This window comes from Blastococcus sp. CT_GayMR16 (assembly GCF_004570875.1).
GTDB lineage: Bacteria > Actinomycetota > Actinomycetes > Mycobacteriales > Geodermatophilaceae > Blastococcus_B.
Window position 1 is genome coordinate 53,585 of sequence record NZ_SPQK01000016.1, and the last position, 21,359, is coordinate 74,943.

The 21,359-nt window shown below is 72.5% G+C and carries 23 protein-coding genes; 10 read left to right on the forward strand and 13 right to left on the reverse strand.

What is annotated here, in order from left to right; all coding sequences use genetic code 11:
* Window positions 1-3 precede the first annotated feature (3 nt).
* The 4 genes from E4P38_RS16370 to E4P38_RS16385 all read right to left on the reverse strand — a co-directional run bounded on the left by E4P38_RS16370 (window position 4) and on the right by E4P38_RS16385 (window position 3,468).
* Window positions 4-813 (reverse strand): ABC transporter ATP-binding protein, encoded by an 810-nt coding sequence (locus E4P38_RS16370; protein WP_280791090.1) that lies wholly within the window; start codon window positions 811-813, stop codon window positions 4-6.
* Window positions 810-1,847: an iron chelate uptake ABC transporter family permease subunit gene (locus E4P38_RS16375; protein ID WP_135133013.1), complete on the reverse strand. Its 1,038-nt coding sequence runs from the start codon at window positions 1,845-1,847 to the stop codon at window positions 810-812. The genes E4P38_RS16370 and E4P38_RS16375 overlap by 4 nt, the downstream gene beginning before the upstream one ends.
* Window positions 1,844-2,890 carry an iron ABC transporter permease gene (locus E4P38_RS16380; protein WP_245161078.1) on the reverse strand — a complete coding sequence of 349 codons (1,047 nt, stop codon included), beginning with the start codon at window positions 2,888-2,890 and terminating at the stop codon, window positions 1,844-1,846. The genes E4P38_RS16375 and E4P38_RS16380 overlap by 4 nt, the downstream gene beginning before the upstream one ends.
* Before the next feature lie 83 nt (window positions 2,891-2,973).
* The gene (locus E4P38_RS16385; RefSeq protein WP_135133015.1) at window positions 2,974-3,468 is read right to left on the reverse strand and encodes a glutathione peroxidase; all 495 of its coding nucleotides are present in this window, start codon (window positions 3,466-3,468) and stop codon (window positions 2,974-2,976) included.
* Window positions 3,469-3,597: 129 nt separating this feature from the next.
* Between E4P38_RS16385 and E4P38_RS16390 the strand changes: the two genes are divergently transcribed.
* A complete protein-coding gene (locus E4P38_RS16390; RefSeq protein ID WP_135133016.1) occupies window positions 3,598-3,984 on the forward strand; it encodes a hypothetical protein in 387 nt (128 codons plus the stop codon).
* 3 nt (window positions 3,985-3,987) lie between these two features.
* Here the strand turns inward: E4P38_RS16390 and E4P38_RS16395 are convergent, their stop codons facing one another.
* The gene (locus E4P38_RS16395) at window positions 3,988-4,392 is read right to left on the reverse strand and encodes a DUF2237 domain-containing protein (protein ID WP_245161079.1); all 405 of its coding nucleotides are present in this window, start codon (window positions 4,390-4,392) and stop codon (window positions 3,988-3,990) included.
* Window positions 4,393-4,459: 67 nt separating this feature from the next.
* Between E4P38_RS16395 and E4P38_RS16400 the strand changes: the two genes are divergently transcribed.
* The gene (locus tag E4P38_RS16400; RefSeq protein WP_135133018.1) at window positions 4,460-6,445 is read left to right on the forward strand and encodes an acetoacetate--CoA ligase; all 1,986 of its coding nucleotides are present in this window, start codon (window positions 4,460-4,462) and stop codon (window positions 6,443-6,445) included.
* Here E4P38_RS16400 and E4P38_RS16405 read toward each other — a convergent pair.
* On the reverse strand, window positions 6,435-7,094 hold the full coding sequence (locus E4P38_RS16405) for an NUDIX domain-containing protein (protein ID WP_209309147.1): 660 nt from the start codon (window positions 7,092-7,094) through the stop codon (window positions 6,435-6,437). The genes E4P38_RS16400 and E4P38_RS16405 overlap by 11 nt on opposite strands.
* 133 nt (window positions 7,095-7,227) lie before the next feature.
* On the opposite strand from E4P38_RS16405, the gene E4P38_RS16410 reads away from it, so the two are divergent.
* Window positions 7,228-8,475 (forward strand): acyl-CoA dehydrogenase family protein, encoded by a 1,248-nt coding sequence (locus E4P38_RS16410; RefSeq protein WP_135133019.1) that lies wholly within the window; start codon window positions 7,228-7,230, stop codon window positions 8,473-8,475.
* 66 nt (window positions 8,476-8,541) lie between these two features.
* Here E4P38_RS16410 and E4P38_RS16415 read toward each other — a convergent pair whose 3' ends face one another.
* The 3 genes from E4P38_RS16415 to E4P38_RS16425 are packed head-to-tail and all read right to left on the reverse strand — an operon-like array spanning window position 8,542 to window position 11,771.
* On the reverse strand, window positions 8,542-9,618 hold the full coding sequence (locus tag E4P38_RS16415) for a MerR family transcriptional regulator (protein ID WP_209309148.1): 1,077 nt from the start codon (window positions 9,616-9,618) through the stop codon (window positions 8,542-8,544).
* A 60-nt stretch (window positions 9,619-9,678) separates the two neighbouring features.
* The gene (locus E4P38_RS16420; RefSeq protein ID WP_135133020.1) at window positions 9,679-11,385 is read right to left on the reverse strand and encodes an alpha-glucosidase; all 1,707 of its coding nucleotides are present in this window, start codon (window positions 11,383-11,385) and stop codon (window positions 9,679-9,681) included.
* A complete protein-coding gene (locus E4P38_RS16425) occupies window positions 11,385-11,771 on the reverse strand; it encodes a VOC family protein (RefSeq protein ID WP_135133021.1) in 387 nt (128 codons plus the stop codon). Before E4P38_RS16425 ends, E4P38_RS16420 begins: the two co-directional genes overlap by 1 nt.
* Before the next feature lie 120 nt (window positions 11,772-11,891).
* Between E4P38_RS16425 and E4P38_RS16430 the strand changes: the two genes are divergently transcribed.
* From E4P38_RS16430 to E4P38_RS16445, 4 genes are all read left to right on the forward strand, one after another.
* Window positions 11,892-13,190 (forward strand): MFS transporter, encoded by a 1,299-nt coding sequence (locus E4P38_RS16430; RefSeq protein WP_135133022.1) that lies wholly within the window; start codon window positions 11,892-11,894, stop codon window positions 13,188-13,190.
* A gap of 79 nt (window positions 13,191-13,269) precedes the next feature.
* Window positions 13,270-13,647 carry an FKBP-type peptidyl-prolyl cis-trans isomerase gene (locus E4P38_RS16435; RefSeq protein WP_135133023.1) on the forward strand — a complete coding sequence of 126 codons (378 nt, stop codon included), beginning with the start codon at window positions 13,270-13,272 and terminating at the stop codon, window positions 13,645-13,647.
* A gap of 113 nt (window positions 13,648-13,760) precedes the next feature.
* Window positions 13,761-14,744 carry a cation diffusion facilitator family transporter gene (locus E4P38_RS16440; protein WP_135133024.1) on the forward strand — a complete coding sequence of 328 codons (984 nt, stop codon included), beginning with the start codon at window positions 13,761-13,763 and terminating at the stop codon, window positions 14,742-14,744.
* Window positions 14,745-14,785: 41 nt separating this feature from the next.
* Complete coding sequence (locus E4P38_RS16445) at window positions 14,786-15,511, forward strand: DsbA family oxidoreductase (protein ID WP_135133025.1); 726 nt, start codon at window positions 14,786-14,788, stop codon at window positions 15,509-15,511.
* Here E4P38_RS16445 and E4P38_RS16450 read toward each other — a convergent pair.
* Together E4P38_RS16450 and E4P38_RS16455 are read right to left on the reverse strand one after the other, a co-directional pair.
* Window positions 15,508-16,470, reverse strand: coding sequence for a nitronate monooxygenase (locus tag E4P38_RS16450; RefSeq protein ID WP_135133026.1), 963 nt, complete (start codon window positions 16,468-16,470; stop codon window positions 15,508-15,510). The genes E4P38_RS16445 and E4P38_RS16450 overlap by 4 nt on opposite strands.
* A 51-nt stretch (window positions 16,471-16,521) precedes the next feature.
* Window positions 16,522-16,785 carry a hypothetical protein gene (locus tag E4P38_RS16455; protein WP_245161080.1) on the reverse strand — a complete coding sequence of 88 codons (264 nt, stop codon included), beginning with the start codon at window positions 16,783-16,785 and terminating at the stop codon, window positions 16,522-16,524.
* Window positions 16,786-16,812: 27 nt separating this feature from the next.
* Between E4P38_RS16455 and E4P38_RS16460 the strand changes: the two genes are divergently transcribed.
* Together E4P38_RS16460 and E4P38_RS16465 are read left to right on the forward strand one after the other, a co-directional pair.
* The gene (locus tag E4P38_RS16460; protein ID WP_135133027.1) at window positions 16,813-17,142 is read left to right on the forward strand and encodes a metalloregulator ArsR/SmtB family transcription factor; all 330 of its coding nucleotides are present in this window, start codon (window positions 16,813-16,815) and stop codon (window positions 17,140-17,142) included.
* Window positions 17,139-17,654, forward strand: a complete 516-nt coding sequence (locus E4P38_RS16465; protein WP_135133028.1) for an SRPBCC domain-containing protein — start codon at window positions 17,139-17,141, stop codon at window positions 17,652-17,654. Before E4P38_RS16460 ends, E4P38_RS16465 begins: the two co-directional genes overlap by 4 nt.
* Before the next feature lie 3 nt (window positions 17,655-17,657).
* On the opposite strand, the gene E4P38_RS16470 is transcribed toward E4P38_RS16465, so the two are convergent.
* On the reverse strand, window positions 17,658-18,077 hold the full coding sequence (locus tag E4P38_RS16470) for a hypothetical protein (RefSeq protein ID WP_135133029.1): 420 nt from the start codon (window positions 18,075-18,077) through the stop codon (window positions 17,658-17,660).
* 53 nt (window positions 18,078-18,130) lie between these two features.
* The gene (locus E4P38_RS16475) at window positions 18,131-19,291 is read right to left on the reverse strand and encodes an NADH:flavin oxidoreductase/NADH oxidase (protein WP_135133030.1); all 1,161 of its coding nucleotides are present in this window, start codon (window positions 19,289-19,291) and stop codon (window positions 18,131-18,133) included.
* Window positions 19,292-19,516: 225 nt separating this feature from the next.
* On the opposite strand from E4P38_RS16475, the gene E4P38_RS16480 reads away from it, so the two are divergent.
* Complete coding sequence (locus E4P38_RS16480) at window positions 19,517-21,331, forward strand: phosphoenolpyruvate carboxykinase (GTP) (protein WP_135133031.1); 1,815 nt, start codon at window positions 19,517-19,519, stop codon at window positions 21,329-21,331.
* Window positions 21,332-21,359 lie beyond the last annotated feature (28 nt).

Genomic DNA, 21,359 nt, shown 5'->3' on the forward strand with positions numbered 1-21,359 from the left:
GCGTCAGCGCAGTCGCCGGACCGGCACCACCATCGGCGTCCCGGCGACCGGATCGGGCAGCACCCGGGCCTCCAGATCGAACGCGTCGGCCAGCAGCTGCTCGGTGAGCACCTCGTCGGGCGTGCCGGAGGCCACGAGCGCGCCGTCCTTCATCGCGACCAGCCGCTCGGCGTAGCGCGCCGCCAGGTTGAGGTCGTGCAGCACCACGACGACCGTGCGACCGCGCTCGGCGTGCAGCCGGCCGACCAGTTCCAGGACGTCGATCTGGTGGGAGAGATCCAGGTAGGTGGTCGGCTCGTCGAGCAGCAGCAGGTCGGTGCCCTGCGCCAGCGCCATCGAGATCCAGGCACGCTGGCGCTGGCCACCGGAGAGCGCGTCGACGGGGCGGTCGGCGAGGTCGGCCATGTCGGTCCAGGCCAGCGCCTCGGCGACCACCGCCTCGTCGTCCCTCGACCACTGGCGCAGCCAGCTCTGGTGGGGGTGCCGCCCACGGGCGACCAGGTCGGCGACGGTGAGGCCCTCGGGTGCGATCGGCGACTGGGGCAGCAGCCCGAGCACCTTGGCGACCTCACGGGTCGGCGTCCGCGCGATCGCCCGTCCGTCCAGCAGCACCTGGCCCGAGGCGGGGCGCATCAGGCGGCCGAGGGCCCGCAGCAGGGTGGACTTCCCGCAGCCGTTGGGGCCGACGATCGCGGTGAACGACCCCTCGGTGAGCTCCAGGTCGAGGTCGTCGACGACCACGCGTTCGTCGTAGGCGAGCCGGAGGTGCTCGGCCGCGAGACGGATCGGTCCGCTCCTGATGTCGATCGTCACAGGGTGGATCGCCGCCTTCCGCGGACGAGGAGCCAGAGCAGGTACGGGGCGCCGATGGCGGCGGTGAGGATGCCGACGGGCAGGGCCTGGGGGAGCAGGGTCCGGGTGACCAGGTCCGCGCCCACCACGAGCACCGCGCCCAGCAGTCCGGAGGCCAGCAGCGGCGGCCGCGACCCTCCGGTCAGCCGGACGGCGATCTGCGGGACGACCAGCGCGACGAAGGTGATCGGCCCGGCGGCCGCGACCGAGGTGGCGACCAGTCCCACCGCGACCAGGACGACCGCCGCCTGGGCGAGCGGCAGCCGGACGCCCAGGCCGCGCGCGGTGTCGTCGCCGAACTGCAGGACGCCGAGCACGCGGCTCGCGGCCAGCGCGAGCGGCACGAGGACGACGAGCGACAGCGCGAGGGGGACGGCGTTGTCCCACGTGCGGGCGTTGAGCGAGCCGGTGATCCACACGTAGGCCGCGGCCGCGTCGTGGATCTCGGCGTTCGTGAGCAGCCAGTCGGTGAGCGCGGCCATGGCCGACCAGAGGGCGATGCCGATGAGCACCAGCCGGTAGCCGTCGATCCCGGCCCGCCACGTGAGGACGAACAGCAGCCCGCCGGTGAGCAGGGCGCCGGCCAGTGCGGCCACCGGAACCCCCAGCCCGCCGAGTGCGCCCCCGCTGAGCACGATGGCGGCGACCGCCCCGACCGACGCGCCCTGGGTGATGCCGAGGACGTCCGGGGAGGCCAGCGGATTGCGGGCGAAGGTCTGGAACAGCGCGCCGGCGATGCCGAGCGCGAGCCCGACGAGCAGTCCGACGACGATCCGCGGTGCCCGGAGCTCGAGGACGATGAACTCCTGCGCCTGCTCGCCGAGTCCGGCCAGGGTGCGCAGCACGTCGCCGATGGCGATCGGGAAGTCGCCCCGGCCCAGGCTCACCGCCGACAGCAGCACCAGGAGGGCGAGGGCCGCGAGCGGCACGACCAGCTGCCGCCACCGGACGATGCCGGAGACGGGTCCGAGCCGGACCGTCGTCCGCGCGGTCACAGGCCCGCGGTCCGGCGGCGGCGGACGAGCACGATGAAGAACGGGGCGCCGACCAGCGCCAGCACGATGCCGACCTGCAGCTCGCCCGGGCGGGCGACGATCCGGCCGAGGACGTCGGCGAGGAGGAGCAGGGCGGCCCCGAGCAGGCCCGAGCACGGGATCAGCCACCGGTGGTCGGGGCCGGTGATCGCGCGGACCGCGTGCGGGACGACGAGCCCGACGAAGGCGATCGGTCCCGCGGCGGCGGTCGCGGCCCCGCACAGCAGGGTGATCGCGCCGAGCCCCACGACGCGGGCCGGCCAGATCCGCTGACCCAGCCCGCGGGCGACGTCCTCACCGAGACCGAGCAGGTTCAGCGCGGGCGCGTTGGCGACCGCGAGCACGAGCCCGACGGCGATGAAGGGCCCCACCTGCCAGGAGACCTCGGCGCCACGGCCGGCGAGCGCCCCGACGACCCAGAACCGGAAGCTGTCGAGGGTCTGCTGGTCGCTCACCAGCACGGCGCGCACCAAGGCGTACAGCAGTGCGGAGAGGGCGGCCCCGGCGAGCGCGAGGGTGACGGGTGTCGCACCGCCGCGACCGGCCGAGCTGATCGCGTAGACGAGCACCGTGCCGGCCAGGGCGCCGGCGAAGGCGAACCAGACGTAGCCGGACGGCGTCCCGATCCCGAACCAGGCGATCGCCAGGACGACGGCGAGCGAGGCGCCGGCGGTGACCCCGAGCAGCCCGGGGTCACCGAGCGGGTTGCGGGTGTGCCCCTGCATGAGGGCGCCGGCGACGCCCAGGGCCAGTCCGACCAGCAGGCCGAGAGCCGTCCGCGGAACGCGCAGCTGGCGGACGATCACCGCTTCCTCGGTGCCCAGGTCGCCGTCTAACAGGGCGCGCCAGACCTCGCCGAGCCCGATCGAGCGGGTGCCCACGGCGATGCTGGCGAGCGCCGCGGCGAGGACGAGGGCGAGCAGGACCGCCAGCCAGACCAGCCGCCGGCTGCGCCTGTTCCGGGCGGGGACCCGGACCGCGGGTGCCTCGAGCGCGGCGGTCACGGGCAGCTCCGGAGGCAGCAGGCGGGAGATAAGGAAGGCTTACCTTACCTATCCCCGTCCGTGCTGGGACCTGCGCCGTCCGGTCAGGCGGGGAGGACCGCCTCGATCGCGGACCGCACCTCGGGGGCGTCGGGCAGCGTCATGGGCCGGAACCGGCCGACGACCTCGCCGGAGCCGTCGAGCAGGAACTTCTCGAAGTTCCACTGCACGTCGCCGGCCTCGCCCGCCGCATCCGGCGCCGCGGTGAGCCGCTGGTAGAGCGGGTGTGCGTCGCCGCCGTTCACCTCGACCTTGTCCGTCATCGGGAACGTGACGCCGTAGGTCGCGGAGCAGAACTCGGCGATATCCTCGGCACTGCCCGGCTCCTGGCCCTTGAACTGGTTGCACGGGACGCCGATCACGGTGAACCCCCGGTCGGCGTACTCCTTCTGCAGCGCCTCGAGCGCGCCGTACTGCGGGGTGAGCCCGCACTTGCTGGCGACGTTGACGACGAGGGCGGCGCGGCCACCGGTCAGTGCGCCGAGCGTGGTCGGCTCGCCGTCCAGCGTGGTCAGGGGCAGGTCCAGGAGATCGCTCATGCCTCGGGAGCGCTCGGCCGCGGGCGGTTCATTCCCTGTGGCCGGCCGTCGCCGTTTCCCTGTTCAGGCGGGAACCCGTGCTGGACCATGGCCGCGCTGCGGTCGGCAGCACGAGGGGGAGGAGCGGCAATGACGCACGCGGACGAGGAGACCGATCTGGCCGAGGCGGTCCGGAGAACGGCCGAGGCGCTCGACGTCGGAGTCGAGGAGGTCGACTGGATCACCCCCGAGCTCCTGCGCGAGCAGACCCAGGAGGCGGGGCCGGACCTGGCCGTGCCGGAGGAGGACGGCGGGGCGGACGTGCAGGGCGTCGTCCCGAACCGGATCACCTACATCAGCCACGTCGCGACCGGCTTCAACGGCACCGCGACGAGCTACACCTTCTACGCCAACTGCACGTGGACCGACCGCTACCTGCTGTGGAGCGACGCCATCGACCGCTTCGAGCGGGACGGCTGGTGCCGCACCCCCAACGGGTCCTACGCCAAGCGCTGGAAGATGTGGTGGCGCGCCTAGCCCTCACTCCAGGCCGCTGACGTCGTCCGGGACGTCGACGGCGTTCTGCCGCAGCGCCTCGATCGGCACGATCTCCAGCGCCCGGGCGTTCGTGGCCGCCAGGACGACGCCCGCCGCCGCGCCCGCCTGGTAGGCCTGCAGCCAGCGGACCGCGACGACGCACCAGCGGTCACCGGGCTTCAGGCCAGGGAAGCCGTACTCGGGCCGCGGGGTGGACAGGTCGTTGCCCAGGTCGCGCTGCAGCGTGAGGAAGTCGGCCGAGACGACGGCGCAGACGGTGTGCGAGCCGGCGTCCTCGGGTCCGCTGCTGCAGTGCCCGTCCCGGTAGAAGCCGGTCACCGGGTCCGAGCCGCAGGGCTCCAGCGGGCCGCCCAGCACGTTCCGCTCGTCCGGTGGATCGGGCTGCACGGGAGGCTCCTGCGCTGGTGGTCGGCGTGCCGTGGTCGGCGTCGGCACAGGATGGCATGGTGCGGACGTGATCGACGTTCCCGAGGAACTCTGGCGGCCGACCCCCGAGAGCATCCGCGCCACCCGGTTGGCCGAGTTCGCCACCTGGGTCGAGCAACGGCGCGACCTCTCCTTCGGCGACCCCACCAACTACGACCTGCTGTGGCGGTGGTCGGTCGACCATCTGGACCAGTTCTGGGGCGATCTCGCCACCTGGACCGGGGTGCTGCCCGACGTCCCCGACGACCGGGTGCTGACCGACCGGAGCATGCCCGGTGCCGTCTGGTTCCCCGGCACGACGATCAACTATGCCGAACAGGTGCTGCGCAACTCAGGCGACGAGCACCCGGCTCTCATCGCGGTGGCCGAGGACGCGGAACCGATCGAGATCTCCTGGGCGACGCTGGCCGGCCAGGTCGGCGCGTTCGCCGCGACGCTGCGCAGCCTGAGCGTCCAGCGCGGCGACCGGGTGGCCGGCTACCTGCCCAACGTGCCCGAGGCGGTGATCGCCTTCCTCGGTGCGGCGTCACTCGGTGCCGTCTGGTCCTCCTGTGCGCCCGACTTCGGCACCCGCGCCGTGCTCGACCGGTTCGCCCAGATCGAGCCCACCGTGCTGATCGCCGTCGACGGCTACCGGTTCAACGGCAAGGAGTACGACCGCCGGGACGTCGTCACCGAGCTGCGGGCCTCGCTCCCGACCGTGCGGACGACGATCGCCGTTCCACGCCTCTTTCCCGAGGAGGTGCCCGACGGCGCCCTCGCGTGGTCGGAGGCCGTCGCCGACGAGCAGACGCCGTCGTTCGAGGCGCTGCCGTTCGACCACCCGCTGTGGATCGTCTACTCCTCGGGCACGACCGGGCTGCCCAAGGGCATCGTGCACGGCCATGGCGGCGTCGTCCTGGAGCAGCGCAAGCAGATCGCCCTGCACATCGACGTCGGCGTCGGCGACCGGCTGTTCTGGTACGCCTCCACCGCCTGGATCATGTGGAACATCGCCACGTCGGGGCTGCTCACCGGCGCGACGCTGATCGTCTACGACGGCGCACCCGCCTACCCCTCGATCGACGCGCAGTTCGCGCTGGCCGCGCGCACCGGCATGACCTACCTGGGCACGAGTGCCGGCTATCTGAGTGCCTGCGAGAAGGCCGGCATCCGGCCGGGTGACACCCACGACCTCGCGGCGCTGCGCAGCATCGGCTCGACCGGCTCGCCGCTGCCCTCCGCGGCCTACTACTGGGTCTACGACGCCGTGAAGCCCGACGTGCTGCTCGGGTCGCTGTCGGGCGGCACCGACATCGCGACCGGCTTCATCGGCAGCTCGCCGCTGCTCCCGGTGACGGCGGGAGAGCTGCAGCGGCCGATGCTGGCCGTCGCGGCGGCGTCCTGGAACGAGGCCGGCGAGCCGGTCGTGGGCGAGCTGGGCGAACTGGTGGTCACCGAGCCGATGCCCTCGATGCCGCTGTACTTCTGGAACGACGCTCCTCCTGGCCCGCGCGGCAGCCGCTACCGGGAGGCGTACTTCGAGCCGTGGCGCGGGGTCTGGCGGCACGGCGACTGGCTGGAGATCACCGACCGCGGCACCTGCATCATCACCGGTCGGTCGGACTCCACGCTCAACCGCGGCGGGGTGCGCATGGGGACGGCCGACATCTACGCGGCCGTCGAGGCGATCCCCGCCGTCCTCGACTGCGTGGTCCTCGGGGTGGAGCAGCCCGACGGCGGCTACTGGATGCCGCTGTTCGTTCAGCTGGCGCCGGGCGAGGAGCTCACCGACGAGCTGATCGGCACGATCCGGACGGCGATCCGCGAGCAGGCCAGCCCGCGGCACGTGCCCGACGAGATCATCGCCGTCCCCGGCGTCCCCCACACCCGCACGGGCAAGCGCCTGGAGGTGCCGCTCAAGCGGCTGTTCCAGGGGGTCGACCCCGCCAAGGCGGTCAACGCCGGGGCCGTGGACGACGCCTCGCTGGTCGACCACTACATCGCCCTGGCCAAGGAGCGCGCTAGCTCCTGAACGGTCCGCGCAGCGCCGCCCACTGCAGCAGCATGATCGTCTTGGCGTCGGCGATCCGGCCGTCGTCGATCATGTCCAGGGCCTCATCGATGTCGAGCTCGACGATCTCGATGTCCTCGCCCTCGTCGGCGACTCCGCCGCGGTCGCCGGTGCGGTCGGCCGGGCTGTAGGGGGCGGCGAAGAAGTGCAGCCGCTCGGTCACCGAGCCCGGGCTCATCCACACGTCGAACACGTGCTCCACCGCACCGACGGTGACGCCGAGCTCCTCCTCCACCTCGCGGCGGACGGCGTCCTCCGGTGACTCGTCGTCCAGCAGGCCGGCGGCGGCCTCCAGCAGCATCCCGTCCGGATGGCCGTTGACGTAGGCGGGGAAGCGGAACTGGCGGCTGAGCAGGACCGTGCGCCGGGCGACGTCGTACAGCAGCAGCGTGGCGCCGTTGCCCCGGTCGTAGGTCTCGCGCTGCTCGGTGGTCCAGGTGCCGTCGGGACGGCGCCGCTCGAGCGTCGTCCGCCGGAGCACGTGCCAGCCACTCGCCAGGAGCTCGACATCGCGGACGACGACGTCGGGATTGCCGGTCAGGTCGCGGCCGACCTGGTCCAGCCCGGTGCGGCCGCGGGAGTCGGGCACGTCGATGCCAGGGACGCTCACGCATCGACCCTAGGTCGTGGCCTTGCTCACCTGGGCGGATGACCCTGGTGTGCGGAGGGCATGTCCAGCCACCAAGGTGTACGTGATCACGCTGCCGTCCGACCCTGATGCCACGCCGAGGAGAGAGCCGACGATGACGTCGAGCGACAACGAGATCTGGCAGCCCGAGCCTCCGGTGCTCCTCCCCCCGTGGCACACCCAGGAGCGGGAGGAGCTGCAGCAGCAGGCGCGCCGGTTCGCGATGGACGAGGTGCTGCCGGTCGCCAACGAGCTCGACCCGCAGAAGGGCGAGATCCCGGCGTCCCTGCTCAACCGGCTGGCCGAGCTCGGTTACTTCGGCATCACCGTCCCGGCCGAGCACGGCGGCCTCGGCCTCGGCGTCTTCGAGTACTGCATGGTCAGCGAGGAGCTGGCCCGCGCCTGGATGTCGACGGCCAGCATCCTGGCCCGTTCCCAGGGCCTCGGGACGGCGGTGCCCGAGGAGGCCAAGCGGAACGACCTGCTCGCCCGCAGCGCGCGCGGCGACTGGATCGGCGCGATCGCGCTGTCCGAGCCCGATGCCGGCTCCGACCTGGCCGGGGTCTCGACCCGCGCGGTGCTCGACGGCGACGAGTGGGTGGTCACCGGGCGCAAACGCTGGTGCGGCAACGCGAAGGCCGCCGACTTCATCCAGGTGCTGGTGCGCGAGCGGGACCCGGAGGAGGGCGAGTCCCGCTCGAAGGGCCTGGTCAACCTGCTGCTGGAGAAGAAGCGGGGCGAGTTCCCCGAGGGGTTGTCCGGCTATCCGATCGACAAGGTGGGGTATCACGGCTTCCTCACCTGGGACCTGACCTTCGACGGCGTCCGGATCCCCGCGGGCAACGTCATCGACGAGGCCGCGGCCAGCGACGAGGAGGGCGACGACGCCAAGCGGGCCGGCTTCGCCGAGGCGCAGAAGTTCCTCAACACCGCGCGGGTGCACACCGCTGCGCGCGCGGTCGGCCTCGCCCGGGCCGCCCTGGAGGACTCGATCGTCTACCTGCAGGAGCGCGAGCAGTTCGGCCACCCGATCGGCGACTTCCAGGCACTGCGGTTCAACGTCGCCGAGATGGCCGCGCAGATCGAGCAGTCCCGCGCCTTCTACCGGCAGGTGGCACACCTCCTCGACCTCGGCGTCCCCTGCGAGAAGGAGGCGTCGATGGTGAAGCTCGAGGCCACCGAGATGTCGGTGCGGGTGACCAACCAGGCCATGCAGCTGCACGGCGGGAACGGCTACACCACCGAGCGGCAGGTCGAGCGGCACTGGCGCGACGCCCGGCTGACCACGATCTTCGAGGGCACCAGCGAGATCCAGAAGCGGATCATCAGCGACCGCCTGCTGCCCCGGAGCCCGCTGACCTGACGGTTGTGCGCTGATCGTGGTGATGGCCGGCTCATCACCACGATCAGCGCACAGTGGTCCGAAGCCTCAGCCCAGGCGGATCGGCATGAGCATGCTGACGTCGCCGGCCCGGCCCGGGACCCGGATCGCCAGCGGTGCGATGGGGCCGTCGAGCTCGAGGACCAGCTGACCGGGGCCGCCGGCGTCGAGGGCCTCCAGCAGGAACTCCCGGTTCACCCCCATCTCGAGGACCCCCGCGGTCTCGGACGCGAAGCTCACCCCGCCGTCGCGCCCGAGGCTGAGAACGGACACCTCCTGCTCGCTCCCGGCCTCCTCCCCGCGGACGACGCGGGTGGCTGCGGCGGCCAGCTCCGCCCGGAGCGCGGCGGCATCGACGTCCACGCGGTGCGTGGCGCTGCCGCGCAGCAGCCGGCGGTAGTCCGGGAAGTCGTGGTCGAGCCGTCGGCCGCGCACGGTGTGGCCGCCGGTCTCGACGGTGAGGTCGTCGCCGGTGACGGTGATCGCGACCGGGCCGGCGTCGTCGCCGAGCACTGCGAGCAGCTCGTCCACGAGCGTCACCGGGACGATCGCGCTCACCGGCGGCCCACTGACCCCGGCACCGGCGAGCGTGGACACGGCCAGCCGGTAACGGTCACTGGCGGCCAGCCGGACGGCGTCGCCGTCCACGTCGAGGAGGACTCCCGTCAGCATGGGCAGTTCGGCGTCGGTGCTCACGGCGTAGCGGACGGCGCGCAGGGCGGTGCCCAGTTCCTCGGCGGTCGTGGTGATGCGGCTCGGGCTGGGGACGGCGGTCATCGGGCTCTCCTGGTCGAGTAGGGATCGGGTCGCGGAGAGCTCACGGCGGGCGTCGTCCAGGCCTTCCTCCAGGCGCGTCAGGTGCGCCTGGAGGATCCCGTCGACCACCGGGCGGTCCCGGCGGTGCTCGAGCACCCGGCAGATGTCGGCCAGCGGCATGCCGACGCGACGCAGCCGGGCGACGAGCCGCGCGGTGACGACCTGGTCGTCGGCGTACCAGCGGTAGTTGCTGTGCGGGTCCACCCGGGCCGGCACGAGCACGCCGGCGCCGTCGTAGAACCGCAGGGCGCTCACCGTCAGCCCGCACTCGCGGGCCATCTGACCGATCCCGCGCACGTGTTCCTCCACGTGCTCGACCGTCGGGCCTCGACCTGGTCGAGAGTCAACCCGGACGCGCCGACACTCCGCTCAGGCGACGCGCAGGACCCGCGCCTCCCACGGGCGCAGGGTGTCCCCGGCGTCCGGCAGGTTGCCCAGCACGAGCTCGGCACCCAGCGCCTGCGGCAGCAGCCCGGCCAGGGGATACGGCGTCCGGCTGACGTTGCAGACGACCAGCAGCACCTTGCCGTCGAGGGTGCGGGTGAAGGCGTACACGTGGTCGTGCTCGTGCAGCAGCATCGTGAAGTCGCCGAGGGCGACGACGTCGTTCTCGTGCCGCAGGGCGATCAGCCGCCGGTAGTGGGCGAGCACGGATCCCGGGTCGTCGCGCTGCGCGGCCGCGTTCCACTCGCCGTGGTCGGGGTTCACGGGCAGCCAGGGCGTCCCGAGGGTGAACCCGGCGTGCTCGGTGTCGTCCCACTGCACCGGTGTGCGGGCGTTGTCCCGGCTCATCCGGCGCAGCGCGGCGAGGACGGCCGTCGGGTCATGGCCCGCGACCATCTCCGAGGAGAAGTGGTTGACCGACTCGACGTCGGAGAAGTCGTCGACGGAGGTGAACGGATAATTCGCCATCCCGATCTCCTGGCCCTGGTAGACGTACGGCGTCCCGCGGTGCAAGTGCAGCAGCGTGGCCAGGCAGGTCGCGGAATCGCGGCGGAAGGCGGGGGAGTCGTCCCCGAACCGGGACACCGCGCGCGGCTGGTCGTGGTTGTCCCAGTAGAGGGAGTTCCAGCCGACGTCGGCGAGGCCCGCCTGCCACCGGCCGAGCGACGCCTTGAGGTCGCGCATCCGGAGCGGCCGGAGGTCCCACTTGGAGCTGCCCTGGTCGAGGCCGACGTGCTCGAACTGGAAGACCATGTCCACCTCGGCACGGGCCGGGTCGGTGAACAGCCGCGCCTGCTCCACGGTGACGCCCGGCATCTCCCCGACGGTCAGCAGGGCAGCGTCGCGCCCGGCGAACACCTCACGGTGCATCTCCTGCAGGAACTCGTGGATCCGGGGGCCGCACAGGTAGGACGCCGACCCGTCGCCGAGGGCGCTCCCGTGGATCGGCGGCCCGTCGTGCAGGTGGCCGTCCGGCGCGACGTCCTTGGAGATCATGTTGATGACGTCCATGCGGAAGCCGTCGACCCCGCGGTCGAGCCACCACCGCATCATGGCGTAGATCGCCTGCCGGACCTCGGTGTTCTCCCAGTTGAGATCGGGCTGCTTCCGGTCGAAAAGGTGCAGGTAGTACTCACCGCTCGCCTCGTCGTACTCCCAGGTGGGACCGGAGAAGAACGACTGCCAGTTGGTCGGCTCCGCGCTCGGGTCGCCGCCGGCGAACCCGCCGCGGGGTGGCCGCCACCAGTACCAGTCGCGCCTGGGGGACGCCGCGGACGACCGGGACTCCACGAACCACGGGTGCTCGTCGCTGGTGTGGTTGACGACGAGGTCCATCACCAGCCGCATCCCGCGCCGGTGCAGCTCGGCGATCAACTCGTCCAGCTGGGCCAGCGTGCCGAACAGCGGGTCGATGTCCTGGTAGTCGCTGATGTCGTAGCCGTTGTCGGCCTGCGGCGACGGGTACACCGGCGAGAGCCACAGGACGTCGACGCCCAGGTCGGCCAGGTGGTCCAGCCGCAGCAGGACGCCGCCCAGATCGCCGATGCCGTCGCCGTCGGAGTCCATGAAGGACCGGGGATAGACCTGGTAGACGACTGCGCGGGCCCACCAGGGCGCGTGCTGCGGGTCCATCAGGCGGGGAAGGTGTGGTGCACGGCCTCGACGTTGTTGCCGTCGGGATCGCGGACGAAGACCCCGTAGTAGCCCGGGTGGTACTCCGGCCAGATCCGCGGTTCGTGCAGGATCTCGGTGCCCGCTGCCTGCGCGGCCGCGAAGACGTCGTCGACGGCCCGCCGGGACGGGGCTGTCAGCGCGAGGTGCACCGGCCGATTGCCCGGGCCCTCCATCGGACCGAACCACAGCTTCGGGAACCCGTCCGGGCCGGCCAGCGCGACGACCGTGCCCTCGGGGTGGTCGAAGCGCCTGGCCTGGCGGATCCCGCACGCGGCGAACACCCGGACGTAGAACTCGGCCGCGGCGTCGACGTCCGCGCACTGCAGTGCCAGGTGGTCGAGCATGGACTGGACGCTAGTGCGGGGGACCGACACCGGCACCAGGCCGGTGCGCCCCCCGCGAAATCGGATGCGTCCTGTCCTACCCGTCACCCACCATGGGACGACGACTCCCGGAGGACACCCATGACCAGCCTGCCCAGGGCGCTGTCGCCCCTGCGGCACACCCAGTACCGCCTGCTCGTGGCGTCGATGGCGCTCTCGCTGCTGGGGGCCGGGCTCTGGGCGGTCGCGGTCGTCTGGCAGGTTGTGGCGCTGGACGGCGGGCCCGCGGCGCTGTCGCTGGTCGCCGCACTGGCCGCCGGCGGCATGCTCGCGACCACCCTGCTGGGTGGAGCGCTGGCCGACCGCATCCCGCAGCGGCGCATCCTGCTGGCGACCGAGTTGCTGCAGGGCACGACGATGGCCCTGATCGCCGCGCTGTCCCTCGCGGGCGCCCTCCAGTTGTGGCACCTGGCGGGGGCGGCCCTGGTCAGCGGGCTGGCGATGGGGCTCTACTACCCGGCGTACTCGGCGCTCGTGCCGGCACTCGTCCCCGAAGGTGAGCTGCTCGCGGTCAACGGCCTCGAGGGCATGGTCCGGCCGCTGCTGCAGAACGCGGCCGGACCGGCCGCGGCCGGGTTCCTGGTGGCCGCGCTGTCTCCCGGCGCGGCCCTCGCCGCCACGGCAGCGGCCTCGTTGCTGGCGGCGGCGTGCCTGTGGGGCCTGTCGACGACCCCCGTCCGCCGCGACCTGCCCGCGGACGGCGAGGAGACGACCGGCCTGCTCGCCGACGTCCGCGAAGGCTTCGTCTACATGGTGCGCACGCCGTGGCTGTTCGCGACGCTGCTGTTCGCGTCGCTGATGCTGCTGGTCTTCATCGGACCCCTCGAGGTCCTGGTCCCGTTCGCCATCAAGGACGCCGGGGGCGGGCCCACCCAGCACGGGTACGTGCTGGCCGCGTTCGGCGTCGGCGGTGCGGTCGGCTCGCTGGTGGTCGCCTCGTTCCGGCTGCCCCGGCGCTACCTCACGGTCATGAACCTGCTGTGGGGGCTGGGGTGCATCCCGCTGGTGGTGTTCGGCTTCCGGTCCGACCTCTGGGTGATGATCGCGGCCGGCGCCGTCATGGGCGCGACCTTCCAGGCGGGCATGGTCATCTGGGGAACGCTGCTCCAGCGCCGCGTCCCACCGGCCCTGCTCGGCCGGGTGTCCAGCCTCGACTTCTTCGTGTCGCTGAGCTTCATGCCCCTGTCGATGGCGCTCGCCGGCACGGTCAGCGAGGTCATCGGCCTGACCGCGACCTTCCTCGTCGCCGGTCTGGCACCGACCCTCATGGCCGTCGTGGCGATCGTGGCCGCTCACCTCCCGGCCGACGAGCTCGCCCACCCCCTCGACGTCCCGGCCGAGCCCACGCCGGAGGACGAGCAGCAGCTCGACCGCGTCTGAGGCGGCCCGGCGGGGTCCGGCCGCCGCTGCTTGGATGGACGGACGACGCCGGGATCGCCCCGGCGCGGGAGGGAGAACCGTGGCCGAGCTGAGCCGACCGGACGTCGAGCCCCCCACGGGGCCCGCGCCGGACGACCTCGTGATCGAGGACATCACCGTCGGCGACGGACCCGAGGCCACCCCCGGCAGCCTGGTCAGCGCGCACTACGTCGGCGTCACGCACGAGGGCGGCGAGCAGTTCGACGCGTCCTGGGACCGCGGCGACCCGCTGGAGTTCCGGCTGGGTGTCGGCATGGTCATCCAGGGCTGGGACGAGGGCATCACCGGCATGAAGGTCGGCGGCCGCCGCCGGCTCACGATCCCGTCGCACAAGGCCTACGGCGATCGCGGCGCGGGCGGCGTCATCAAGCCCGGGGCCACCCTGGTCTTCGTCGTCGACCTCGTCGGCGTGCGATGAGGTAGGGCGTCGTCCCTCAGCTAGCCGTTTCGGGCGGCACAGTGGCCGACTGAAGGCCAACGCCTGGGGGACGGCGCGCATGGCTCGCGCCGTCCCGGGGCACCGGGTCGTCCGTGACGGAACCGGCGGGGAAGACCGAAGAGTCGTCGGGCGGGGAGTCGACCGGCACGGTCGTCCTTGCCGGGATCGTGAACCTGACGATCGCCGTCGCGAAGCTCATCGGCGGCCTGATCAGCCATTCCTCCGCGATGCTGTCGGAGGCGGCCCACTCGCTGGCCGACACGGTCACCGAGGTGCTGCTGTTCATCGCGCTCAAGCGGGGCGACCGCGCGCCGGACGCCCGGCACCCGTTCGGCTACGGCCGCGAGACCTACTTCTGGGCGTTCCTCGCCGCCCTGGCGACGTTCGGCGTCGGGGCCGGCTTCTCGATCGTGCAGGGTGTGCAGACGATCCTGGGCGGCGAGGAGCAGGGCGACCCGCTGATCTCCTACATCGTCCTGGCGGTCTCCTTCGTACTCGAGGCCAGCTCGCTCAGGAAGGCGGTCCGGCAGGTCCGCGGCGCGGCGCGCAGATGGCGGGTGACCCCGGGCCAGTACCTGGCCGGGACGACGGACACCACGGTCAAGGCGGTCACCTTCGAGGACAGCGCGGCCCTCGTCGGGCTGGTCCTCGCGGCGCTGGGCCTGTTCCTGGAGCAGATGACGGGCGACCCGCTGTGGGACGGCCTCTCGGCCATGGTCATCGGCATCCTGCTCATCGTCGTGGCGACGGTGCTCGCCCGCGCGAACGTCTCGCTGCTGATCGGACAGTCGGTCTCGCCCCGGATCGAGGCCGAGCTCAAGAAGGAGATCGCCGCCCTCGACCACGTCGTCGACGTGCCGTTCCTGCTCACGTCGGTCATCGGCCCGGCCCAGTTGCTGGTCGCCGCGAAGGTGGACTTCGACGACGACGCGAGCGCCGGCGACATCGAGCGGATCTCCGACGAGGCGGAGCGCCGGCTGGTTGCCCGGCACGAGGGGGTCCGCTACGTCTTCCTCGACCCGACGGCCGGCGACGGGCAGGCGCGGGCCCAGGCCCACCGACCGAGAGGGAAGTGAGCGGCGGAATGCTTGAAGGCTCACCGAAGTTGGCTGGAGTCATGCAGGTAGAGGTCTGGTCCGACGTCGTGTGTCCCTGGTGCTACATCGGCAAGCGCCGCCTGGAGAGCGCCCTCGAGAAGTTCCCCCACCGCGACCAGGTCGAGGTCGTCTGGCGTTCTTTCCAGCTCGACCCGAGCGCTCCCGAAGGGACGACGCACCCGACGCTGCCGGCCCTCGCTGCCAAGTACGGCCGCGGCGTCGACGAGATGCGCCCGATGATGGAGCAGGTCGAGCAGGTCGCCGCCGAGGAGGGCCTGGAGTACCACCTGACCGGCGGCATCAGCGGCAACACGCTGCTCGCCCACCAGCTGCTGCACCTCGCCGCCGAGCACGGCCTGCGCAACCAGCTCAAGGAGCGGCTGCTGCACGCCTACTTCGAGGAGGGGCGCTCGGTCTTCGACGTCGACTCGCTGGTGCCCTTCGCCGCCGAGGTCGGGCTGGACGAGGCCGAGGTCCGCGAGGCGCTGGCCGACCGCCGCTACCTGGCCGCGGTCCGCGAGGACGGCGCCACCGCGCAGGCCCTCGGCGCGACCGGTGTCCCGTTCTTCGTCGTCGACCGCAAGTACGGCGCCGCGGGTGCCCAGCCGGCCGAGCTGCTGCTCCAGATCCTGGAGCGCGCCTGGGCCGAGGCCAACCCGCACCTGATCGAGCTTGCGAGGTCAGGCAGCAGCCCCAGCACCGTGCCCGCCGCCGAGGGCTGCACCGACGACAGCTGCGCCGTCTAGCCCAGGAGCCGTGGCACCGCCCGCAGCGCCTTCTCGGCGGCCGCGTCCAGATCGCGGACGACGTCGGTCGCCGACCGCTCGGTCGTGACCAGGCCGACCGACTCGCCCGCATACAGCGGCGCCTGGTCGAGGTCGTCGGTGCGCCTGGCCTCGACCACGCGGCGGCTGGCCTCCAGATCGCGGGCCAGTTCGTCCTCGCGGCCGTGCCAGGTCCGGCTGAACTCGTTGGTCAGTGCCCGGCCCGGCCACCGGTCCGGCCACGCCAGCCGCTGGGCGACGTCGAAGGCGCGGGTCAGCACCGTGTCGTCGCCGGCGGCCGCCTGCACCCGGGCCCGCGCCGCGGGGGAGTTCAGCGCCTCGGTGCAGGCGAGCAGCGGCGTCCCGATCCACACCCCGGCGGCACCGGCCGCGAGGACCGCGGCCATCCCGGCGCCCGTGGCGATGCCCCCGGCGGCGACCACTGGCCGGTCGGTCAGCGTGAGCACCTCCTGCAGCAGCGGCAGCGTGGCCCGCCGGCCGGTGTGCCCGCCGGCCTCCGTGCCCTGCGCCACCACGACGTCGACTCCCGCGTCGACGGCCCGGCCGACGTCGGCGGCCGTGTTCACCTGGGCGGCGACCGCGATCCCCGCGTCGTGCAGGGGGCCGACCCAGGGCCCGGGGTCGCCGAACGACACCGAGACGAGGCCGGGCTGCGCGGCGATGGTCGCCTCGAGCAGGTCGGGCCGGTCGTCGAGCACCCACGCCATGAGCCCGACGCCGAAGGGCACCTCGGCATCGGCGGGGATCGCGCACTGCTCGGTCAGGAACTCGGCGGTGGTCGCACCACTGACGCCGATCATCCCGAGACCGCCGCCCAGCGACACCGCCCGCGCCAGCGCGCCGCCGGACACGCCTGCCATCGGCGCGCCGATGATCGGCGTCGTCAGGTCGAACCAGCGGGTCAGCGGGGTCTTGATCACGGGTTCATCCTGCCCCAGTCGCCGGGGAACCGGGCCGTACGGACCGGTCCGTCACGCGGGCGGCGACTCCTGGAATGCGCCCCCGGTGACGTCGCCGTCGCCGGCGTGCTCGGCCTCCGTCTGCCCGGCGGTGAGCTCGTCCTCGCCGGTGACCGCGGGGTCGTCCTCGCCCGAGGCGAGGTCGGCGCCCTCGCCGTAGGCCCCGGGGTCGGCCTGGGTGGTGCGCGGGTCGTTGAGGGGGTCGGGCACATCGGGATCGGTGACGGTCATGCCCAGGTGCATGACCGGGTGGTGCCGTCGGAAACCCTGGTGCACGCGTAACCGATATGTTACGCATTGCCGGTGAACTCGCTCGCTGCTCTGGCCGACCCCACCCGACGGGGGCTGGTCGAGCTGCTTGCGGCAGGAGAGCAGGCCGCCGGGGAGCTCGCCGACCGTTTCCCGGTCAGCCGCCCGGCGATCAGCCGGCATCTGCGGGTGCTCCGCGAAGCGGGCCTGGTCCGAGCCCGCACCGACGGCAAGCGCCGCCTCTACGCGCTCGACCCGCGACCGCTGCGGGAGCTCGACGACTGGCTGGAGCCCTACCGCGACCTGTGGGCCCAGCGGCTGGACGCACTGGACACCGAGATCGCCCGCGGCCGGCGGGCACGAGCGAGCGGAGAACCGACATGACCGAAGACCTCGAGACCCGGCGCGGCGTCGTCACGACCGAGGACGACGGCCGGCAGCGGCTGGAGTTCCGGCGGTCCTGGCCCGACCCGATCGAGGACATCTGGGCGGCGCTCACCGAGCCCGAGCGCCTGGCCCGCTGGATCGGCGTCTACGAGGGCGAGCGAGGGGCGGGCGGTACCGGCACCTTCGCGATGACGCAGGAGGAGGGCGAGCACGCAGGCAGCCCCACCAGGATCGTCGAGTGCGATCCGCCGCGCCGCCTCGTGGTCGAGTGGGTCCAGGAGGACTCGGAGAACTGGCGGGTGGATCTCGACCTCTGGGCCGAGGAAGGCCGCACGGTGCTCCGCTTCGTCCAGCTTTTCCCGGCCGGCGCGGACGTCACCGACATGGCGCTGGGCTGGCACTGGTACCTGGACAAGCTCGGCGCCGAGGTCGACGACGGCGTGCCGCCCGCGGACTGGGACGCCTTCGTCGCGCAGGCCGGTCCCGCGTACGGGCGGTCGCCGTCCTGACCGTCAGTCGCCGGACCGCGCCCGGTGGCCGAGGACGCCCATGGCCGCGGCCAGGCAGACGCTGACGGCGACCAGCGGGGTCTCGACCGCGTCCCAGCCACCGGGGCGCAGGTGCGCCCGTCCGGACCGCTCGGACAGGTAGCCGGCCACGTTCAGCACGCCGAGCAGGCCCAGGGTCCGCCGAGCCAGGTCGTCCGGGCGCCGCGCGAGCCGCCGGACGGCCCAGAGCTCCGTGGCGAGCATGGAGACCGGCGCGCTGTAGGCCGTGCCGGAGAAGACGGCATCCTTCGCGATCGTCTCCGCCGAGCCCCGCATGAAACCGACGTCGTAGAAGCGCCTGCGGCGCACGGCCACCGCCAGGCCGGTCAGTTGCGCGGCCAGCTGAGCAGAGGCGACCGAGACGAGCACCCGCCGGGGCGTCATGACGTGCAGGGTAGGGCCGCCCGCCGCTCCCGCAGGGCTTCTCGCGCGTCCTCTCAGGCGGACTGCTCTACCTGCACGGGGTCGGGCCCGGTCCACGGGCCGAGCTTCTCGAGCAGTCGCTCGCGGGAGGCCAGCCGCGGACCGGCCTGCACCGGGTAGACGTCGTAGGAGGCAGACAGCTCCCGCGCCGCATGGACGGCGAAGTTGGGGTCGTCCTGCGCCTCGCGGGCGATCGCCACCAGGTCTGCGGACCCGTGGGCGACGATCGCCTCGGCCTGCCGCGCATCGACGATCAGGCCGACCGCGACCGTGGCGATCCCGGCGTCCTTCCGGACCCGTGCGGCGAAGGGCACCTGGTAGCCGTACCCGATCGGGTGCTCCCAGCCGCCACCCAGGCCACCGCCGGACGTGTGGACGGCGTCGACGCCGCGGGCCTTCAGCTCCCGGGCGAACGCGACCGTGTCCTCGACGGTGACGCCGTCCCGCGAGCCGTCGACGGAGGAGACCCGCACGAACAGCGGCCGGTCGGCCGGCCAGGCGGCGCGGACGGCGTCGACGACCTCGAGCGGGAAGCGCATCCGCCCCTCCAGCGAGCCGCCGTAGGAGTCCTCGCGCCGGTTGGACAGCGGAGAGAGGAACTGGTGCAGCAGGTACCCGTGGGCGGCGTGCAGCTCGACGACGTCGAAGCCGGCGGTCAGGGCACGCCGGGTCGCGGCGACGAACGCCTCGCGCACCTCGGCGAGCTCGGTCCCCGTCAGCGCGTGCGGCTCCGGCCATCCGGGACCGGCCGGGACGGCGCTCGCCGAGACGGTCGGCCAGGGCGCCTCGCCGGGGCGGGCGTCCGCCTGCGTCACTGGGCCGCTGCCGTCCCAGGGACGCAGGCTGCTCGCCTTCGCGCCCGCGTGGGCCAGCTGGATGCCGGCCGCGGCGCCCTCTGCGTGGAGGAGGTCGACCACCCGGGTCAGCCCGGGAACGTGCTCGTCGGACCACAGGCCGACGTCACCGTGGCTGATCCGCGCCTCGGGGGTCACCCCGGTCGCCTCGACGATCACCAGGCCGAAGCCGCCGAGGGCGAAGCGGCCCAGGTGGGCGAGGTGGTAGTCGCCGACGAGGCCGTCGGTCACCGAGTACTGGCACATCGGCGCGACGACGAGACGGTTCGGCAGGGTCAGGCCGCGGAGGGTCAGGGGTGTGAAGAGGGCGGGGGTGCTCACAGCAGGTGCAGAACGTCCGGCCCGCCGCGCCTCTTCCGGACCGTCGCCAGGGTCTTCCGACCTGAGGACCAGACGTCCTATACGTAATATCTCTCACGATTACAGACGTCTAGAACGTCGGTAACCTGACCGGACCCGGATTCGTTGCAACGATGCAACGGTCCGGGTCTCTCGCACCACCGCCGGTGCAGGTTCAGCCCCGGCCACCCAGAAGATGGAGACGCCGTGACTTCCGTGGCCACCACCGGTCTCGACAACGCCCCCACCACCCACGCCCGGCTCCTCGCCTGGGTGCAAGAGATGGCCGAGCTGACGACGCCGGACCAGGTGGTCTGGGTGGACGGCAGCGACGCGGAGTGGGAGCGGCTCACCGGGAAGCTGGTCGACGCCGGCACGTTCCGCCGGCTGGACGCGAAGCCCAACTCCTTTTGGTGCGCCTCCGACCCCCGCGACGTCGCCCGCGTCGAGGACCGCACCTACATCTGTTCGGTGGACGAGGCCGACGCCGGTCCCACGAACAACTGGATGGAACCGGCCGAGATGAAGTCGGTCATGACCGAGCTGTACCGGGGGTGCATGCGCGGCCGGACGATGTACGTCATCCCGTTCTGCATGGGTCCGGTCGAGGCCGAGAGCCCGATGTTCGGCGTCGAGCTCACCGACTCCGAGTACGTCGTCGTCTCGATGCGCGTCATGGCCCGCATCGGCACGCACGTCCTCGAGGCGATGGGGGAGGACCGGCCGTTCGTGCCGGCCATGCACTCCCTCGGTGCCCCGCTCGACGAGGGCCAGCAGGACGTGCCGTGGCCCTGTAGCGACACCAAGTACATCGTCCAGTTCCCCGAGGAGCGGATGATCTGGTCCTACGGCTCGGGCTACGGCGGCAACGCCCTGCTGGGCAAGAAGTGCTACTCGCTGCGGATCGCCTCGGTCATGGCCCGCGACGAGGGCTGGCTGGCCGAGCACATGCTGATCCTCAAGCTCACCAGCCCGCAGCAGAAGACCTACTACGTGGCCGCAGCCTTCCCATCGGCCTGCGGCAAGACCAACCTCGCGATGCTCGAGCCGACGATCCCGGGCTGGAAGGTCGAGACCCTCGGCGACGACATCGCCTGGATGCGCTTCGGTGAGGACGGCCGGCTCTACGCCCTCAACCCCGAGTACGGCCTGTTCGGCGTCGCCCCGGGCACGGGCTGGGACACCAACCCGAACGCCATGCGCACGATCGAGCAGGGCAACTCGGTCTTCACCAACGTCGCCCTGACCGACGACGGCGACATCTGGTGGGAGGGGATGACCGACGACGCCCCCGCCCACCTGACCGACTGGAAGGGCCGGGACTGGACGCCGGAGAGCGACGAGCCGTCCAGCCACCCGAACAGCCGTTTCTGCACCCCGATCACCCAGTGCCCCATCCTGGCGCCGGAGTACGACGACCCCAAGGGCGTGCCGATCTCGGCCATCCTCTTCGGCGGCCGCCGCAAGACCACGATCCCGCTGGTCAGCGAGGCGCGGGACTGGAACCACGGCGTGTTCATGGGCGCGACGCTCTCCTCGGAGACCACCGCCGCCGCGACCGGCGCCGTCGGCGTCGTCCGCCGCGACCCGTTCGCGATGCTGCCGTTCATCGGCTACAACGCCGGCGACTACTTCTCCCACTGGGTGGACACCGGCAAGCAGCACGACGCAGGAAAGCTGCCGCGGATCTTCTACGTCAACTGGTTCCGTCGCGACGACGACGGCGGCTTCCTCTGGCCAGGCTTCGGCGAGAACAGCCGGGTGCTCAAGTGGGTCGTGGAGCGCCTCGAGGGCACCGCGGCCGCCGTGGAGACCCCGGTCGGCCACGTGCCGACGGCGGACTCCCTCGACGTGTCGGGCCTGGACATGACTCCCGAGCAGGTGGAGAAGGCCCTCGCGGTGAACAAGGACGAGTGGCGCCAGGAGATCCCGCAGATCACCGAGTGGTTCGAGAAGTTCGGCGACAAGCTGCCCAGCACCATGTGGGACGAGCTGGAGATCCTGAAGAGCCGGCTCGCCTAGTACAAGGACCCCGTCCTCCCCACCCCTC